Genomic DNA, 13598 nt, shown 5'->3' on the forward strand with positions numbered 1-13598 from the left:
GGGTGCGGGGGGAGTCGGCCAGGACGTGTTCGACGGTCGAGGGGGACAGGACCGTGCGGGGCCTGATCCACTCGACTTCGAGGCCGGCTTCGGCGAGCAGCTCGCGGAGCTGGTGGGCGGAGAACGAGCGGGTGATCGTCCCGTCCGGCCAGGGGATGAGGACGACCTCGGCGCTCGGGACGTCGGACAGGTGCGCCCAGTAGTTCCGCTCGGCCAGCAGCGCCATCCCGAGGGTCAGCGAGTCGACGCACAGCAGGACGCGGCCGCCGGGGCGCAGGACGCGGGCGATCTCGGCGACCGTGGCCTCGGTGGCCAGGTGCCGGGACAGGACCCGGTTCTCGGCGATCACGGCGTCCATGGAGCCGCCGGCGAGGTACGCGAGGGTGCCGGTGTCGCCGACCAGCGGGATCGTGGCGCCCTTCGCGGGCGGTGCGCCCCGGGGGGCCGCGGGGGCTTCGGTCCTGCCGGGGTCGCGTATCTCGAGGACGGTGTGGCGGGCCTCGGCGGCCTGGGCGGCGGAGTGCCCGCCCGAGATGTCGAGCACGCGGGACGGTCTGCGCGGCAGCCACCGTGTCAGCTGGGCGGCGGCTACCGCCCAGTAGAACGTCCAGTAGCGCGCGAGGGCGTCGCCTGCCCCGTCCCCGGAGATGTCGCGCAGACTGGCGATGGTGGGTTCGGACGATTGCGCCGACAGCACCGGATGCACGTTTGCTCCTGTTCTCGCCTTGTATGTCACTTCTTCCCCGTTGCGGGAGGCGTCACCCTCCGTGCCGGACGGGGGCCGGGCACCCCGTGATCGCCGCGTCACTCCCCGCGGGAATCGAAGGGGCCGCTTCGGTGTTGCACCGTCTCATAACCCAATTCGCGGAGGTGCGCACCGATGACCACAGCCGTTGCCGACCTGCGGCGGAGTGCCGGATCCACGGCACCGCGCGGCGTCGCGCAGGCACCCGCACGCGTGGGCAGGCCGCGCGGGCCGATATCGTCTGTGGGAGACGATGCCGCCGGCCGGACCACGGCCGGCGGCGCCACAGCCGAGGGGGTGGGTCAGGTACAGGGCACCACGGAGACCGTGGAGCAGCGCCAGGAGCGGTTCCAGCGCGATGTGCTCCCGTTCTTGGATCAGCTGTATTCGGCCGCGCTGCGCATGACGCGCAATCCGGCGGACGCCGAGGACCTCGTCCAGGAGACCTTCGCCAAGGCGTTCGCGTCCTTCCACCAGTTCAAGGAAGGCACCAACCTCAAGGCGTGGCTTTACCGGATCCTGACCAACACGTTCATCAATTCCTACCGCAAGAAGCAGCGCCAGCCCCAGCAGGCCGCCACCGAGGACATCGAGGACTGGCAGATCGCGCGTGCCGAGTCGCACACCTCCAGCGGCCTGAAGTCCGCCGAGACAGAGGCGCTGGAGCATCTGCCCGACACCGATGTGAAGCGGGCGCTGCAGGATCTGCCGGAGGAGTTCCGCATCGCCGTCTACCTCGCCGACGTCGAGGGCTTCGCGTACAAGGAGATCGCCGAGATCATGGGCACGCCCATCGGCACGGTGATGTCCCGACTGCACCGGGGCCGGCGCCAGCTGCGCGTCATGCTGGAGGACTACGCCGGGGACCGCGGCCTCACGAGGACGAGCGGAGGGTCCAAGTGAGCGGGAAACGCACCTGCCGCGTACAACGGAGCGATATGCCCGACACCGCGCCATGGCGTGACGCGGTGCACAAGGAGGGTGAGTGAGCCATGAGCTGTGGCGACCACCATGAGACCCCCTGTGACGAGGTGCTGGCGCGCGTCTACACCTATCTCGACGGCGAGCTCGACCAGGGCGGATGCGGCGAGGTGCGGCAGCACCTGGACGAGTGCGGTCCCTGCCTGCGCGAGTACGGGCTGGAAGAGGCCGTCAAGAAACTGGTGAACAAGTCGTGCGGCTGCGAGCAGGCGCCCACCGACCTGCGCGCCAAGGTGCTCGGCCGGATCGAGGAGATCTGCGGCGACATCAAGGCGTCCGGCGACGCCGAGAAGACCGAGAGCGCCTGATCGCGACGTGATCGGGCCGCGGCCCTGACCGGCCGCGGTCCCGATCTTCGCCGCCGGGGGTCCGCCGGTATCGTGCTGCGGGTGCTCGCACTCGTCACCGGCGCGGCCGGTTTCATCGGATCCCATCTGGCCGACCGCCTTCTCGCCGACGGTCACGAGGTCATCGGCGTGGACGACATGTCGTCCGGCGCGAACGTCCGTCCCGGTGTGGAGCTGTGGGAGATGGACGTCGGTGACCCGGCGCTGGCCGGGAAGGCCGCGGTGCGGCGCCCCGAGGTGATCTGCCATCTCGCCGCGCAGGTGAGCGTCCGCGTCAGCGTGGCCGACCCGCTGGGCGACGCGCGGGCCAACGTGCTGGGGACGGCGAACGTGCTGGAGGCGGCGCGGGCGGCGGGCGCCCGCAAGGTGGTGTTCACGTCGAGCTGCGCGGTGTACGGGGTGCCGGACGCGCTGCCCGTCCCGCCGGACGCCGAGCTGCGCCCCGCGTCACCGTACGCGGCGTCGAAGGTCTCCGGCGAGGTGTACGCGGGGATGTACCAGGCCCTGCACGGAATCGACTTCACGACGCTCACGCTGGCCAACGTGTACGGCCCGAGGCAGACGCCCGAGGGCGAGGCGGGCGTCATCTCGATCTTCACGGACGCGCTGCTGGCGGGCGGTCCCACGAAGGTCTACGGCGACGGCTCCCAGACCCGCGACTACGTCTACGTGCTGGACGTGGTGGACGCGTTCGCCCGCGCCGCGGGGGAGCGGGGCGGGGGGCGCCGCCTCAACGTCGGCACCGGGATCCAGACGACCGACCGGGATCTGCACACGCTGGTCGCCGAGGCGGCGCGGGCGCCGGACGATCCGGAGTTCGCGCCGCCGCGGCTGGGGGATCTGCCCGCCATGTCCGTCGACCCGCGGGCGACGCGGGAGGTGCTCGGCTGGGAGCCGGAGGTGGGGCTGCGCGAAGGCCTCGCCGAGACGGTCGCCTGGGCGCGGGAACGGAACGCCCTGGCATGACGGAAAGCCGGTGGTTGGCCGTTTTGGGACTAATTCCTGATGGTTATTGAGACCAACGCTGGGATGCACGTGCATTGTGACGTGCATTGTGACGTGCAGCGGGATTGTGCAATTACGTTGAGTATATTGGGTCGGAGAAATTGATCACTTAAGGTGACGATTGCTTCACACCTTGCTCTCGTTTCCCCGCATGCCTGTGTGACCTGGGCAGTCCGCGTTAGGCTTGTGCCGAAATCAGCGACGGAGGCGCGTGCGCACCGGTGAATTCCGGGGTGCGTGCTCGTCCGGAAGCTTGGACCGGTCCGGTCCGGGCCGGCCGCGAGGCCGGACGGCCCGGTTCGCGAGGGGGAGGCAAGGAGTCATGCCCAAGCGCGTGATGCCCACGGGACACGGCCTGCGCGAGAGTGCCATGACGTCGTCGCTGGTGATGTCCAAGGGCGTGTCGTGGGCGTAGGTGCCGGCAGGCACGCGCAAGCCCGGCGGCGGCCCGCCATTCGTCACTGAACACTTCTCCACTTCGCCCAGGCCCGCGCGGGCCGAGCCCCGGCCGGGCGGGGCGGAGGGAGACTGTTCACTCCCCGAGGGGGCGGCAATGCGTGGACTACCTCTCGCTGCCTGGGCGTACGTCTGCGGGGTGGTCGCCCTGGCGGTCGGCCTCATCGCGGCGTCGTCCTTCGCGGAGATCGACTGGGGCACGCTGGCCGTCCTGGCCCTGCTGTTCCTGATCTGCGACTCGGCGCCCGCGCGGCTGAACGTCGCGCGTGCCAGGGTGTCGCTGAGCTTCGCCGCCAGCCTGGCCTCGGTGGTGCTGCTCGGCCCGGTCGGCGCGGCGCTGCTCGGCTTCTGCGCCGTGATCAACGGCCAGCGGTTCTTCGCCCCCGTCAAGCGGATCTTCAACGGCGCGCAGCTCGCGCTCAGCGGCTTCATCGCCGGGACGGTCTTCGAACTCCTCGGCGGTGACCGCTTCCACCCCGAGCAGGCCCGCTGGGTGGAGAACGTCATCGGGCCGTTCCTCGGCGCGCTCGTCACGTTCGTCCTGGTCAACCTGACGCTGATGGCCGGGGTGCTGCTGCTGAGCCGGCAGGCCGCGCCGCGCGAGCTGCTGGACGAGAGCGGCCAGCTCGCCGTCAGCTGCCTCGGCTACGGCATGGTCGGCCTGCTCATCGCCGGGCTGTGGCCGCGCGTCGGGCCGTTCGCCGCCGTCCTGGTCCTGCTGCCGCTGTTCATCGCGCGCTGGGCGATGGACCAGGCGTACGTGCAGCAGCAGGCGCACTCGGCCACCCTCGCCGCGCTCTGCCAGGCGGTCGAGACCAAGGACTTCTACACCCGTGGCCACTCCGAGCGGGTGTCCCGCGGCTCGGTGCTGATCGCCCAGGAGATCGGGATGCGGCCCGACCGGGTGGAGGCGATCCGCTACGCCGGGATGCTGCACGACGTCGGCAAGCTCGGCGTGCCCACCAAGGTGCTGCAGAAGAACGGGCCGATGACCGAGGAGGAGTTCGCCGCGATCCAGCTGCACCCGATGCGCGGGCTGGAGATCGTCCGGGAGATCGGGTTCCTGGACGAGGCGCTCGCCGGCATCATGCACCACCACGAGAAGATGAACGGCCGCGGCTACCCGATGGGCCTGGCCGGCGACGAGATCCCCGAGTTCGCCCGGGTCATCGCCGTCGCCGACGCGTTCGACTCGATGACCTCCACCCGCTCCTACCGCGCCGCCCGCAGCGTCGACGAGGCCGTGACCGAGCTGCGCCGCTGCATGGGCGACCACTTCGACCCCGTTATCGTGGAGGCTTTCCTGCGGGCGCTCGACCGCGATCCCTGGGTGCCGCCCGGCCCCGTCGTCCTGCCCGACGACGACGTCGTGGAGACCACCCAGCAGGACCACGACGACCCGAGCACTCCGCTGCGGGTCGCGGGCGGCGACGAGGTTCGGCGGTGACTGGACGTCCATGAGCAGTCAGGGCCGCGCCCGGGACCGGGCCGCGTGGCAGACCATCGACTCCGGCCAGCTGCTGCTGATCGCCACCGCCGGGCTGATCGCCGTCGTCGCGGTCGCGCAGGTCGCGGCGGCCGGGCTCCGGCAGCCCAACGTCGCGATCATCTTCGGGGTGCTGATCTCGCTGGGCGAGCTGTTCCGGATGGTGATGCCGGGCAACCGGGAGGTCGCGCCCATCGCCAGCGCCGGCGCGATCGGCTACGCGCTGCTGGTCGGCGTCGGCCCCGAGGGCGCCCCGCCCGACGCGCCGCTCGGCGTCGTCGTCGCCGAGCACTCGGCGCTGCAGGTCGTCGCCGTCACCGCGGTCGGCATGCTGGTCGGCTCGCTGCCGCACATCGCGGTCGGCCGGTCCCCGCGGCCGGACGCGATGGCCCGGCGGCTGTTCACCGTCGCGATCATCGCGCTGTGCTTCCGGCCGGTGCTGACGCTCGACCTGGTGTGGCAGCTGCTGCTGGCGGTGATGGGCATCGTCGTGATCGCGTCCTGCTTCACCGACGTGCTGATCGCCGCGATGATCCGGGCGGAGGCCGTCCGGGCGCGGTTCGGGATCGCGCTGCGGGACGAGATCGAGGCGAAGATGGCGCTGTGCGCGGCCACCAGCGCGACCGCCATGCTGATCGCGGTGGCGACCACGGCGATGGGCGAGGCCGCGCTGCTGATCTTCACGGTGCCGATCCTGGTGACGCAGTTCGCGTTCCGCCGGTACGCCGGGATCCGCGCGACGTACCTGCAGACCGTCCGGGCGCTGTCGCGCGTCACCGAGGTCGGCGGCTACGTGGAGACCGGGCACTCGCGGCGGGTGTCGCGGCTCGCGGTGGAGATGGGACGCGAGCTCGGCATGTCCGAGGAGGAGCTTCTCGAACTGGAGTACGCGGCGCTCATGCACGACATCGGGCAGCTGTCGCTCGGCGATCCGATCCCGGGCGGCGCGACCGTGCTGGCGTCCCCGGCCGAGCAGCGCCGCATCGCCGAGCTCGGCGCCGAGGTCATCAAGCAGACGGGCGTCCTGGACCGGGTGGCGCACATCGTGCGGCTCTCGTCGCACCCCTACCGGACGGGACGCGAGCCCGCGCCCGCCGGGGCCGGCGACGCGGCGAGGCCGGCCCCGCCGCCGCTCGCGGGCCGCATCATCAAGGTCGCCAACGCCTACGACGACCTCGTCGGCGAGTCCCCGGACCGGGACCGCGGCGCGGCCGTGCTGGAGAGGCTGAGGCTGGACTCCGCCGCCGAGTACGACCCGACCGTCGTGGAGGCGCTCAGCCGGGTCGTGGACCGCCGGCCCCGCCAGTAGAGCTCCTGCGCTACCGCGGCGGCCGCCGTGATCGCGGCGGTGACCGTCCACAGCAGCAGCGCGCCGAGGCGCTGGTCGTCCAGCGGGGACGCGCCCCAGCCGCGGCCGAGTTCCTCGAACCAGCTGCCGAGGACGGTGCCCTCCCGCATCAGGGCGATCCCGGCGATCGCGTGCAGCGGCAGAACGGCGAGCGGGACCAGCGTCCCGGCCGTCCCGTGGAAGTACGCCAGCCCGATGACCAGGAAGCAGAGCATGGCGAGCGAGTGCAGCGCGTGGTTGCTGAGGGACGCGGCGAACGGCGGCGAGGTGTAGAACGCGTAGAGGCTGAGCAGGAACAGCGCGGAGGCGACGACCGGGTGCGCGAGCAGCCGGATCCCGCGGCAGTTCGCGGCGGCGGCCAGCAGCGGCGCGCTCTCGCCCCGCATGGCCCGCAGCGCCAGCCGCACCGGGGCCCCGTACAGGAGCAGCAGCGGCGCCAGCACCCCGACGAGGACGTGCTGGATGGCGTGGGCGCTGAACAACACCATGCTGTAGCGGGAGATCCCGCTTCCGGTGGCGAGGAGCACGACGGCCAGCCCCGCGGTCCAGGCGGCGCTGCGCTGCCACGGCCAGTCCCGCACGCGCACGACGCCCACCCCGTACAGGACGGCGCCGGCGGCGATCAGCGCGAAGAACAGCGGGTCGATCCACCAGTCCAGCAGGTAGGGCCCGGTCCCGGCGGGGCCGGGCAGCGGGTAGCCGAGGCGCAGTTCGGTGACGTCGAGCGTGTCCGGGGCGTTCTCGGGCGGGGGAGTGCGGGAGAGGCCGGTGGCGATGGCCATCGTCGCCGCCATGATGAGGACTTCGGCGGCTCCGAGCCTCAGGAAGGGACGCGCGCCCGTACCGTCCCGCAGGGCGGGGATGGTGGAGCGCCGGTGCCACCAGCCCAGGCCGCCGAGGACGCCGAGGGCCGCGATTTTCGCCACGACGACCATCGCGTACCGCGAGCCGAGGTCGAAGCCGCCGAGCCGCACCCACGCGTTCGCCGCGCCGCTCGCCCCGACGACGATGAACGACACCAGCGCCAGCGTGCTGTAGCGCCGGACGGTCCGCGGCAGCCTGTCGCGGAGCGCGGGCCCGGCGGTCACCAGGGCGACGAGCCCGCCGATCCACAGCGCGACGCCGAGGACGTGCGCGACCAGGCTGTAGACGGCGAGCGAGTGGTACGACGCGCTCGACGCGTGGCCGGTGAACAGCGGCGGGAGCAGGGCCGCGAGCGCGCCCGCGAGCAGGTATCCGGAGCCGCCCCCGGCGCGGGGGAGGCTCGCCGCGACCGCCAGCGCGACCGCGGCGGCGAGGGTCATCAGCAGCGCCCGTCCCTGCGGCAGCTCGATGAGCAGCGTCCGCATCATGTTCCCGGTGAGGCCGCCGATGCCGGTGCCGAACAGGTCCAGGGCGGTGAACACGATCAGCGCCAGCGTGCACAGCGCCCACGCCAGCGCCGTGAGGGACGCGGCGCGCAGGCAGCGGCGGCCGACCGGTGACGGCGGGCGGGCGAACACGGCCGCGACCAGCAGCCATCCGACGGTGAGGACCGCGGCTGCGTTCCCGCCGAGCTTGGCGACCGACAGGCCGACCTTGGTCAGCGCCCCGGCCTGCGACAGGCCGGGGGCCGCGGTCTCGCTGAACGCCCCGCCCAGCCGTACGACCAGCGCGAGGACGACCAGTCCCGTCGCGACGGCGCCGATGGCGAGCATCGGCCTGTCGGTCGCGGACGCCTGCCGCTCATGTGCCGCCACGGAGATACGTACGCATATGCCTGAGCGGAAGGTTCAAAGCGCAATAAGGTACCGCCATTCCGATTTCGCGTTGAGGAGCGAGATGAGCGCGCCTGAGAAGGGCAACACCTATCTGGAGAAGGTCGTCGCCGAGCAGGCGGTCCTGGAGGACGACCTGAAGGCGAGGCGCGCCCCCGCGCCCCTGGCCGCTCCGGCCGCCGCGGGGGGCCCGGTCCCGCAGGCCGCCGCCCCGATCGCCAAACGCAACCGTGCCCTCGGCGGCGCGCCCCCGGCGGACCGGACGGCACCGGGTCCCGTGGACGTGCGGATCAGCGGGTTCTGGCGGTGGAAGAACGTGCTCGTCCCGCCGAACGCGTTCGTCGTGCACACGCGGCGCGGGCGGGAGGAACCGCTGCACGTCGGGCTCGGGGTGTCGTTCCGGTTCAACCCGTCCACCGACTCGTTCCTCGTGGTGCCGGGCGCGACGCAGACGATCCTGATCAACGCGTACTGCATCTGCCGGGAACTGCAGGGCGTCCTCGTCCAGGGCTACGTCCAGTGGATCATCCAGGACTTCGGCACCGCGTACCGCAAGCTCGACTTCGGCGACGCCGACGACCCGATGCGGGTGGTCAACCTCCAGCTCCGGGAGCAGGCGGAGGCCGCGATCAAGGACAAGGTCTCCACGATGGGCGTGCGGGACATCCTCAGCGACAAGCAGCCCATCATCGAGGAGCTGACCGCCCGGCTGCGGGCGGTGGCGGAGGGCCAGAACGAGGAGGGGCAGCGCGGCGAGGGGCTCGGGCTGCGGATCGTCACCGTGCAGATCAAGGAGGCCGTGGTCAGCTCGTCCCGCCTCTGGGAGAACCTGCAGAAGCCCTACCGGTCCGAGCAGGGCCAGATCGCCCGGCTGGCCGAGCTGGAGGCCGAGGAGGCCGTCGCGCAGCGCGAGATGTCCACCGAGCGGATCAAGGAGACGCAGCGGCTGGAGCACGAGCGGGAGCTGGCCGAGCTGCGCGCCCGCAACGAGTCCCAGCTGTTCGACACCGAGGCGGCCGAGAAGCTGCGCCGCACCAAGCGCGAGCACGACGACGCCCGCGAGATCGCCGAGCTGGAGACCGAGACGACACGGCACGACCTGCGGATGGAACGCGAGCGGCACGAGGAGGAGGCCGAGACGGGGCGGCTGCGCATCGAGCGGGACCACGAGCTGGCCCGGCTCCGCGCGGAGGGCGAGCAGGCGCTGGCCGGGTCCCGCGCGCGGTCCCGGCACGAGCAGGCGCTGCTGGACCTGGAGCGGGAGGGCGCCCGCGCCGCGATCGAGAACGACCGGACGCCCGCGGCCGTGCAGGCCCGGCTGATCGCGTCGCTGCCGGAGATCATGGCCAAGCTGCCCAAGCCGGACGAGCTGCGCACGGTGACCGTCAACGGCACCGACCAGACCAGCGTGGCCGGCCTGATAACCCAGCTGACGGCGGTGGTCGGCGCCCTGCGCGCCGCGACGGAAGACTGACGGTCAGCGGACGGCGGCCGGCGGGAAGGCGACGGGCAGGGCGGTCAGGGCCCGGTGGAAGGGACCTGGGCGCCATTCCAGGTCGTCCGCCGGGACGGCCAGCTCCAGGTCGGGGAGGCGGTCCAGGAGCGTCTCCATGGCGACCGACGCGATGAGGCGGGCGTGGTTCTTGGCCGGGCAGGTGTGGGGGCCGCCGGAGAAGGACAGGTGCGCGCGGTTGCCCGTCCGGTTGGCCGCCGACCTGGACGGGTCGGTGTTCGCGGCGGCGTAGCTGATCAGCACGGGCTGGTGCGCGGGCAGCCGGTACCCGTGGAAGTCGGTGTCCTGGCGGGGGAACGTCGTCGCGTAGTTGGCCATCGGCGGGTCGGTCCACAGGATCTCGTCGAGGGCGTCCTCGACGGGCAGGCTGCCTCCGGACAGGTCGCCGCCGAACCGGCCGTCGGAGAGCAGCAGCAGGATCCCGTTGGCGATGAGGTTCTGCTCGGGCTCGGTGCCGGCGCCGACGAGCAGCGTGATCTGGTGGGTCATCTCGACGTCGTCGAGGCCGGCGGGGTGCCGCAGCATCCAGGACGTCACGTCCGCGCCCGGCTTCTGCCGTTTGTGCGCCACCAGTTCGAGGGTCGCCTCGCCCAGGAGCGCGTTGCCCTCCTCGGCGTCGACGGTGTCGAAGATGGCGCTCATGCCGCGCACCAGCTTGTCGCCGATGTCGCGCGGGCAGCCGAACATCTCGTTGAACACCAGCAGCGGCAGCGTGCGGGCATACTGGCCGATGAGGTCGGCGCGGCCGTCGTCCGCGAACCCGTCGATGAGGCTGTTCGCGCCGTCCGCGACGTACTCGCGCAGCAACGCCGGCTCGACCCGGGCCAGGCTGTCGACGATCGCCGACCGGAGCCGGGCGTGGACGGCGCCGTTGGTGAACAGGGCGTTGGGCCGCGTCATCATCATCGGCAGCACCGGGCACTCGGGGCCGACCTCCTGCTCCCACACCTCGCTGCACCGCGGGAACCGGTCGGGGTCGCGCATGATCTCCAGCGCGGCGTCGTAGCCGAGCACGAGCGTCGCCGGGACGCCGGGGGACAGCTCGACGGGCGCCAGGTCGCCGTGAGCGCGCATCTGCGCGTAGACGCGCTGCGGGTCGTCGGCGAACTCCTGCCCGTACATCGCGAAGCGGGCGGGCTCGGCGGTGGTGGAAAGGTCGGTCACGGTGTCTCCGTGTCGAGGGTGAGGAGGTGGTCGACGAGCGTGATCAGCGCCTCGGTGGACGACCGGCCGTCCCGGGCGTCGCAGGTGACCAGCGGCGTGGTGCCGGCGAGGTCGAGGGCCTCGCGCACCTCGGACTCGGGGAAGCGCGGCGACTCGTCGAAGTGGTTCACGGCCACCGCGTACGGCAGGCCCTGCCGCTCCACGATGTCCATGATCTCGAACGACTGCTTGAGGCGGGCGGTGTCCACCAGGATCAGCGCGCCGAGGGCGCCGCGCGCGAGGTCGTCCCAAAGCCGGGTGAAGCGCTGCTGTCCCGGCGCCCCGAACAGGTACAGGACGAGGTCGTCGCTCAGCGTCAGGCGGCCGAAGTCCATGGCGACCGTGGTGGTCGTCTTGTCCCGGATGCCGGCGAGGTCGTCGACCATGGCACCGGCCTGCGTCATCCGCTCCTCGGTGCGCAGCGGGCGGATCTCCGACAGCGTCCCGACGAAGGTGGTCTTGCCGACCGCGAAATGGCCGACGACGAGGATCTTGACGGCCGTCCGCACGCTGTCGCGCAGGTAGGGCGTCTCAGAGGCGAGCGCGGAGTCCATCGAGCACCTCCTGAAGGAGCTGGACCTTGGACTGCCGGCCCTCCGCGGAGCCGGCCCTGGTGGTGAGGTGCCCGTCGTCGACCAGATCGGACAGCAGGACCTTGGCGACCCCGACGGGCAGGCCGAGATGCCCCGCGATCTCGGCGACCGACAGCGGGCCGCCGCGGCACAGCTCGACGATGCGCAGCTTCTCCGGGGACAGGCCGGCGCGCGGCAGGTCGCCGTTGAAGATCACGAGGGTGACGAGGTCGAACACGTTGCGGGTGGGGTGCGCCCGGCCGCCGGTCACGACGTGCGGCCGGACGAGGGCCCGCTCGTTCCTGCGGGGCGTCATGCGGGACGGCCCGCGCCCGGCCGCGGCGGGCTGGTCATCTCCTTGCCCAGCCGCTGCACCAGCTCCTGCAGCCGGAACGAGACGGTCTCCATGTCCACGTGCTGCGTCGCCGACACCGCCAGGTACGCGCCGGGGCCGGCGGCGACGAGGAACACGTAGCCGTCGTCGAACTCGTTGACCGTCTGCCGCCACTCGGTGCCGGGGTCGCCGCAGAACTCGGCGGTGCTGCGGGCGAGCGACTGCAGGCCCGACATGCCCGCGGCCTGCCGTTCCGCGTCGTCCCTGGAGATCCGCTCGGAGTGGGCCATCAGCAGCCCGTCGGCCGACAGCAGGATCGCGTAGCGCGTCTCCGGCATGCGCAGCGCGTCGTCCAGCATCCAGCCGAGCCGGTTCGTCCCGTCGTCCATCGCGCCGTTCCACCCCTCGTTCATGGCCGCAGGTCCTTGCTCTCGATGGCGGGCCCGCCGAGCCCCGCGTCCCCCGTGCTGGACGGGCCCGTGCTGGACGGGCCCGTGCTGGACCGGCCCGTGCTCGACGGCGCGGCGGCGCGGCCGGAGCGCGTCCCGCGCTGCCAGGCGCCGAGCCCCGCCGCGGTCTCCCGGGCCGGCCTGGCCGGGGACGTGTCCCCGATGGCCGGCTCGCCGCGTTCCTCGTCCAGGCCGCCGGTCCCGGCGGGACGGTCGGCGACCGCGACGCGGCTCCGCTTGGGCAGGCCGCCCGCCGTGGACGGCCCGTCCTCCGCGGCGGCGCCGGTCTCCCCGGCCGGGCGGGACGAGGCCACCGGTTCGGGCGGCCGCGCGTCCGGGACGGTGGTGATCAGCGCGCTCGGCACGAACACCACGGCCCGCACACCGCCGTAGGGGGAGCGGCTGTCGACCGACACCCGGAACCCGTAGCGGGCGGCGAGCACGCCCGCCACCGCGAACCCGACCTGCGGCGGGTCGCCGAGCCGGTGGATGTCCACCGACGCCTCACCCGACAGCAGGTCGGACGCGCGCTGCAGTTCGTCGGCGTCCATCGCCACCCCCGCGTCGTCGATCGTGATGGCGACGCCGTTGTGCGTGGACCTGAAGTTGACCTCGACGGAGGTGTCGGGCCGGGAGTGCCGCGCTGCGTTGTCGAGCAGCTCGGCCAGCGTCAGCACGACGGGCTCCACGGCGCGGCTCGTCACCGCGCTGCTCACCGTCCCCTCCAGGTTGACGCGCAGGTAGTCGCGGACGCGGGACGTCGCGCCGCGGACCACGTCGCTCATCGACGACGCCGAGCGCTGCTGACCCGGCCACGACCCGCACAGCACCGCGGTGGCCTGGGCGCGCCGCCCGAGCTGGGCGTTCATGTGGTCGATGCGCAGCAGGCCCTCCAGCACGTCCGGGTCGTCGTGGCGTTCCTGCATGGTCGAGATCGCGAACTGCTGCTCGTTCGCCAGGCTCTGCACGGCCCGCATCATCGCCCGCAGCGTCGACTTCGCGGACCGGTCGGCCCGCTCCCGGACGCGCGCGGCCGACCCGGCGAACAGGTCCATCACGGTCTGCAGCGACCGCCCGTAGGCGGGGGCCTCGCGATCGAGGTCGTGCAGCGGGCCGGCGACGTGCACGCCCGGGTTGCTCAACGACTCCATGAGCTCGGGCAGCCGGACGTCGGCGAGGTGCCGCAGCTCCTGGTCCCGCAGCTCCAGGCCGCGCGCCAGCACGGCGTTCCGTTCACGCAGCTCGGCGGACGCCTGCCGCTGGCGTACCAGCAGGACCGCGGCGGCGATTCCCGCGCCCGCCACGATGACGAACGCCGTCACCAGGAGGAATTGCTCCATCAGATCCTCAGTGCACACGAATCGGGCGAGGTGGGCCGGGGGACCGCCTCATGGCCGGGTGG

12 protein-coding genes and 1 pseudogene are annotated in these 13598 nt (G+C 72.5%); 6 read left to right on the top strand and 7 right to left on the bottom strand.

Annotated features, from left to right (window positions below; all coding sequences use genetic code 11):
- The coding region (locus E1285_RS36970) for a methyltransferase domain-containing protein (RefSeq protein WP_243723309.1) at positions 1 to 667 on the bottom strand (667 nt) is incomplete at its 3' end.
- Between the two features lie 213 nt (positions 668 to 880).
- On the opposite strand from E1285_RS36970, the gene E1285_RS36975 reads away from it, so the two are divergent.
- The 5 genes from E1285_RS36975 to E1285_RS47850 all read left to right on the top strand — a co-directional run bounded on the left by E1285_RS36975 (position 881) and on the right by E1285_RS47850 (position 6329).
- Complete coding sequence (locus E1285_RS36975; RefSeq protein ID WP_243723307.1) at positions 881 to 1648, top strand: sigma-70 family RNA polymerase sigma factor; 768 nt, start codon at positions 881 to 883, stop codon at positions 1646 to 1648.
- 89 nt (positions 1649 to 1737) lie between these two features.
- A complete protein-coding gene (gene rsrA, locus E1285_RS36980) occupies positions 1738 to 2034 on the top strand; it encodes a mycothiol system anti-sigma-R factor (RefSeq protein WP_132159249.1) in 297 nt (98 codons plus the stop codon).
- Positions 2035 to 2115: 81 nt separating this feature from the next.
- Positions 2116 to 3039, top strand: coding sequence for an NAD-dependent epimerase/dehydratase family protein (locus E1285_RS36985; RefSeq protein ID WP_132159250.1), 924 nt, complete (start codon positions 2116 to 2118; stop codon positions 3037 to 3039).
- 592 nt (positions 3040 to 3631) lie between these two features.
- On the top strand, positions 3632 to 4981 hold the full coding sequence (locus tag E1285_RS36990; RefSeq protein ID WP_132159251.1) for an HD-GYP domain-containing protein: 1350 nt from the start codon (positions 3632 to 3634) through the stop codon (positions 4979 to 4981).
- Positions 4982 to 4991: 10 nt separating this feature from the next.
- Positions 4992 to 6329: an HD domain-containing protein gene (locus E1285_RS47850; protein WP_132159252.1), complete on the top strand. Its 1338-nt coding sequence runs from the start codon at positions 4992 to 4994 to the stop codon at positions 6327 to 6329.
- Positions 6330 to 6382: 53 nt separating this feature from the next.
- Here E1285_RS47850 and E1285_RS37000 read toward each other — a convergent pair.
- Positions 6383 to 8065 (bottom strand): annotated as a pseudogene (locus E1285_RS37000) (cytochrome c oxidase assembly protein); the annotation flags it as partial.
- 124 nt (positions 8066 to 8189) lie between these two features.
- Here E1285_RS37000 and E1285_RS37005 point away from each other — a divergent pair.
- Entirely contained in the window at positions 8190 to 9599 is a 1410-nt protein-coding gene (locus E1285_RS37005; protein WP_132159254.1) for an SPFH domain-containing protein, read from the top strand.
- A gap of 3 nt (positions 9600 to 9602) precedes the next feature.
- Here E1285_RS37005 and E1285_RS37010 read toward each other — a convergent pair whose 3' ends face one another.
- From E1285_RS37010 to E1285_RS37030, 5 genes are read right to left on the bottom strand one after another with little or no spacing between them, the layout of a single operon-like run.
- Positions 9603 to 10802, bottom strand: a complete 1200-nt coding sequence (locus E1285_RS37010; protein WP_132159255.1) for a cytochrome P450 — start codon at positions 10800 to 10802, stop codon at positions 9603 to 9605.
- A complete protein-coding gene (locus E1285_RS37015; RefSeq protein WP_132159256.1) occupies positions 10799 to 11395 on the bottom strand; it encodes an ATP/GTP-binding protein in 597 nt (198 codons plus the stop codon). The genes E1285_RS37010 and E1285_RS37015 overlap by 4 nt, the downstream gene beginning before the upstream one ends.
- Positions 11373 to 11729: a DUF742 domain-containing protein gene (locus tag E1285_RS37020; protein ID WP_132159257.1), complete on the bottom strand. Its 357-nt coding sequence runs from the start codon at positions 11727 to 11729 to the stop codon at positions 11373 to 11375. The genes E1285_RS37015 and E1285_RS37020 overlap by 23 nt, the downstream gene beginning before the upstream one ends.
- On the bottom strand, positions 11726 to 12160 hold the full coding sequence (locus E1285_RS37025) for a roadblock/LC7 domain-containing protein (RefSeq protein ID WP_243723308.1): 435 nt from the start codon (positions 12158 to 12160) through the stop codon (positions 11726 to 11728). Before E1285_RS37025 ends, E1285_RS37020 begins: the two co-directional genes overlap by 4 nt.
- Entirely contained in the window at positions 12157 to 13536 is a 1380-nt protein-coding gene (locus tag E1285_RS37030; protein WP_207947097.1) for an ATP-binding protein, read from the bottom strand. The genes E1285_RS37025 and E1285_RS37030 overlap by 4 nt, the downstream gene beginning before the upstream one ends.
- Between the last annotated feature and the right edge of the window lie 62 nt (positions 13537 to 13598).

The sequence above is a fragment of the Actinomadura sp. 7K507 genome, assembly GCF_004348425.1.
Lineage (GTDB): Bacteria > Actinomycetota > Actinomycetes > Streptosporangiales > Streptosporangiaceae > Spirillospora.

Excerpts from the sequence above, each read along its gene's own strand:
- E1285_RS36975 (WP_243723307.1), top strand. The coding sequence starts at position 881 with ATGACCACAGCCGTTGCCGACCTGCGGCGGAGTGCCGGATCCACGGCA.
- rsrA (WP_132159249.1), top strand. The coding sequence starts at position 1,738 with ATGAGCTGTGGCGACCACCATGAGACCCCCTGTGACGAGGTGCTGGCG.
- E1285_RS36990 (WP_132159251.1), top strand. The coding sequence starts at position 3,632 with ATGCGTGGACTACCTCTCGCTGCCTGGGCGTACGTCTGCGGGGTGGTC.
- E1285_RS47850 (WP_132159252.1), top strand. The coding sequence starts at position 4,992 with ATGAGCAGTCAGGGCCGCGCCCGGGACCGGGCCGCGTGGCAGACCATC.
- E1285_RS37005 (WP_132159254.1), top strand. The coding sequence starts at position 8,190 with ATGAGCGCGCCTGAGAAGGGCAACACCTATCTGGAGAAGGTCGTCGCC.
- E1285_RS37015 (WP_132159256.1), bottom strand. The coding sequence starts at position 11,395 with ATGGACTCCGCGCTCGCCTCTGAGACGCCCTACCTGCGCGACAGCGTG.
- E1285_RS37020 (WP_132159257.1), bottom strand. The coding sequence starts at position 11,729 with ATGACGCCCCGCAGGAACGAGCGGGCCCTCGTCCGGCCGCACGTCGTG.
- E1285_RS37025 (WP_243723308.1), bottom strand. The coding sequence starts at position 12,160 with ATGAACGAGGGGTGGAACGGCGCGATGGACGACGGGACGAACCGGCTC.
- E1285_RS37030 (WP_207947097.1), bottom strand. The coding sequence starts at position 13,536 with ATGGAGCAATTCCTCCTGGTGACGGCGTTCGTCATCGTGGCGGGCGCG.